Source organism: Corynebacterium neomassiliense, assembly GCF_900626215.1.
GTDB lineage: Bacteria > Actinomycetota > Actinomycetes > Mycobacteriales > Mycobacteriaceae > Corynebacterium > Corynebacterium neomassiliense.
On the sequence record NZ_LR131112.1, the window covers coordinates 1 to 3,158 of the forward strand.

Sequence of the window (3,158 nt, forward strand, 5' to 3'; positions counted from 1 at the left end):
GGGAGAAGAGGGGGCAGGGGGAAGAGGGCCGGGCTACCGGTCCTGATGCGCCGGTCGCAGCTCGAGGGCCAGTCCGTTGATGCAGTACCGCAGGTCAGTGGGAGTGTCGAATCCTTCACCGGCGAAGACATGGCCAAGGTGACCGCCGCAGGTGGCACAGATCACCTCGGTCCGGCGCATCCCCAGGGAATCATCGACTTTCTCGATCACGGCGTCCGAATCCGCCGGGTCGAAGAAGGACGGCCACCCGCAGTGGGAGTGGAACTTCTCGGTGGACCGGAACAGTTCGGTCCCGCAGCCACGGCAGACGTACACCCCCTCCGTCTCATCATCGGTGTACTCACTGGTGAACGGTCTCTCTGTCGCCGCATGGCGCAGTACCTGGTAGGAGTCGGGGGAAAGCCGCTCCCGCCACTGGTCGTCGGTGAGAGCTGAGAAATCCTCGAACTGGAAATCGGTCATCGCGGGTGCCTCACTGTCGGATCGGGGTCCCGGAACTCTCCGGGCTGTCCCCGTCAGTTCTAGCGCGTTCCGCCGAACCGTGCCGTGGCGCGGCGAGCAGATCCCTCAGGAGAGCACCGGGGCCGGTGTCCTGTCCTGACCGTCGACGTTCCGCCAGCCACCGGGCCACACAGACCGCGGAAGCGACAAGCAGGATAGACCAGCCCACCGTCCCGAGGCTGTAGTGGAGTATCTCTCCGATGCCCGGCCACCTGTCGGAGTACCAGTCGTCGAGGGTGAGGGTGAGGTACACGCCGAACCAGATGAACGTCCCGTGCATCACCGACCGACGGCACAGGACGGTGAAGAACACCGGGATCAGCATCATCGTGTAGTACAGCTGCCCCAGGGAGCTGACCAGGAAGACACCGGTGAGCAGGACAGAAGTCGTCGTGGCCGCCCACATGAACGGATCCGAGTCGCGCCACCACAGCAGTCCGAGGACGGCGGTGAGGACGCACAGGGCTGCGACGGCCTGCAGCGCCAGCACAGGCAGGGAGGACCAGCCGTAGTGGGCGCCTACGCCCGCGAGGGAGGAGTTCGCGTAGTCCCTGACTTCACCGAGATAGGGCAGAAGGACGTTGACGTAGTTGTCCGTGTCCGGGACGACCAGCCAGCCGATCCCCGTGATCACGACGGGGACGCCGACACCGGAGGCGAGCACCCTCCACTGCCTGCGTACGAGGGGGAGGAAGAGCAGGACCACGAACTGCGGCTTGACGGTGATCGCCAGTCCCAGTGCCACCCCGCCGAGAATTCCGGCCCACCGCGGCGGGGCGTCCGGGGCACCTGCGGCGGCTGCGGTTCCACGGTCGGACCGTCCGGTGATGGCCAGGAGGTTCACCGGTGCCTGGCCACGGTCAACGAGCAGCATCCACAGGAACACGACCTCGAGGAAGAAGAGGAGACCGTTGACGTTCGAGAACTGCAGAGTGTTCGTCACCGTCTCTGAAGCGAAGAAGACCAGGACGGCGACGGGGAGGACCGGTCCGGTGAGCCTGCGCCGTACCAGCAGAGTCAGCAGGGCCAGGGCGAGGACCACTGCGACGGCGTCTGCGAGGATGAGCCCGTTGCGGCCGACTCCGGAGGGGACCATGCCCAGCGGGCTGAGCAGTAGCGTGCCGCCGGGAGAGTAGAGGTAGTGGGGGTCGTCGTTGGTGTAGTCCTCGACGTAGACGGCGGTTCCGGTGACGAAGCGGTGCAGTGCCGACCAGACGGTGGTGAAGTCGTCAGTGGGGTGTTCGTTGTGCGGTGTGATGATGACCCGGTGGAGAACCGTCATGACGGCCAGTGGCCAGGCGGCTCGGGTGAGGATCCTGGAGAACCTCCCGGGTCCGGACTCCGGAGCGGGGTCTCCTGGGGCAGGGCTGTGGGTAGTCGTCGTGGCAGTCACGGTCTGAATGCTACCTGCGGAGGACGCAGGTTCAGGCCACGGGAGCGTCACGGAGGTGGGGGGAGGCGTGATGACACCACCTGCCGGGGGTGGCGGCGCCGGTCAGTGACCGGCACAGACGGGCACTGACGGAGGCAGGCGGGCACCGGTGTTCCGGGAGAGGAAACCCCTGAGAGGTGCCCCGGGAAACCCTGCGGGGAAGACCCCGTCACATACGAGTACGCCGCCCCCGGAATACCTCGGGGGCGGCGTACCGACCTGTAGTCCCTACTGGGTTCGAACCAGCGACCTCTCCGGTGTGAACGGAACGCTCTTCCACTGAGCTAAGGGACTCTCGTGAACGGGTGCCAATCTAGCACCCGTCCCCGGGCGGAGTACAAATCGGCCTGTCACAGGCCTGTGGGGGACCCGATGCCGTCCCAGGGTGGATACGGCGGGAGGCAGGCAGGGGGTCATCCGGGGATCCCGACAGAGGACAGGGCAGGGGACAGGGCAGGGGACAGGGCAGGGTGTCCGGTCGGACTGCTCCGGGTGCGGACCCGTGAATCACACTGATGTGATGAACTTCGGCCGTGACAGGCGTACGCGCTGCCCTTGGTCGGATGGTTACCTGCATGTTTGTGGCCCGTGGGCCGGTCAGCTATAGTTCAAACCCGCACCGGACAGCCGGGGCGTGCGGATGTGGCGCAGTTGGTAGCGCATAACCTTGCCAAGGTTAGGGTCGCGAGTTCGAGTCTCGTCATCCGCTCAGGGTTACTGATTTTGCCGCCGGGTTACCGGGAGGTAGGGTCGGTGTCCGAACGAGGCGGAAACGCCACGGTGGAATGGCTGAGTGGCTTAGGCAACGGTCTGCAAAACCGTGTACACGGGTTCGATTCCCGTTTCCACCTCGCAACACGCGCGTTTAGCTCAGCGGGAGAGCGCTTCCCTGACACGGAAGAGGTCACTGGTTCGATCCCAGTATCGCGCACGAACAGGCCCCTGCGGGCCTGGCTCTGGTCGGTTTTCCGACCGCTTTGCGGATGTGGCGCAGTTGGTAGCGCATAACCTTGCCAAGGTTAGGGTCGCGAGTTCGAGTCTCGTCATCCGCTCCACTCTCCGACCCGGTCTCTGCCGGGTGGGCGAGTATTCCGGTCCCGCGCGTTTAGCTCAGCGGGAGAGCGCTTCCCTGACACGGAAGAGGTCACTGGTTCGATCCCAGTATCGCGCACGAACAGGCCCCTGCGGGCCTGGCTCTGGTCGGTTTTCCGACCGCTTTGCGGAT

At 65.4% G+C, this 3,158-nt stretch carries 2 protein-coding genes and 6 tRNA genes; 5 read left to right on the top strand and 3 right to left on the bottom strand.

The annotated features are described in order from the left end of the window. Positions 1 to 33: 33 nt before the first annotated feature. The 3 genes from msrB to E0E18_RS13720 form a co-directional block, all read right to left on the bottom strand. Complete coding sequence (msrB, locus tag E0E18_RS13710; RefSeq protein WP_066582820.1) at positions 34 to 462, bottom strand: peptide-methionine (R)-S-oxide reductase MsrB; 429 nt, start codon at positions 460 to 462, stop codon at positions 34 to 36. Positions 463 to 472: 10 nt separating this feature from the next. Beyond that, entirely contained in the window at positions 473 to 1,894 is a 1,422-nt protein-coding gene (locus tag E0E18_RS13715) for a glycosyltransferase family 87 protein (protein ID WP_237559850.1), read from the bottom strand. A 261-nt stretch (positions 1,895 to 2,155) separates the two neighbouring features. Next, a tRNA-Val gene (locus E0E18_RS13720) sits at positions 2,156 to 2,227 on the bottom strand. 342 nt (positions 2,228 to 2,569) lie between these two features. On the opposite strand from E0E18_RS13720, the gene E0E18_RS13725 reads away from it, so the two are divergent. From E0E18_RS13725 to E0E18_RS13745, 5 genes are all read left to right on the top strand, one after another. After that, positions 2,570 to 2,642, top strand: a tRNA-Gly gene (locus E0E18_RS13725). Between the two features lie 70 nt (positions 2,643 to 2,712). Then, positions 2,713 to 2,784 (top strand) — tRNA-Cys (locus E0E18_RS13730). A gap of 8 nt (positions 2,785 to 2,792) precedes the next feature. Further along, positions 2,793 to 2,864, top strand: a tRNA-Val gene (locus E0E18_RS13735). 48 nt (positions 2,865 to 2,912) lie between these two features. Continuing rightward, a tRNA-Gly gene (locus E0E18_RS13740) sits at positions 2,913 to 2,988 on the top strand. 44 nt (positions 2,989 to 3,032) lie between these two features. Then, a tRNA-Val gene (locus tag E0E18_RS13745) sits at positions 3,033 to 3,104 on the top strand. Positions 3,105 to 3,158: the final 54 nt, after the last annotated feature.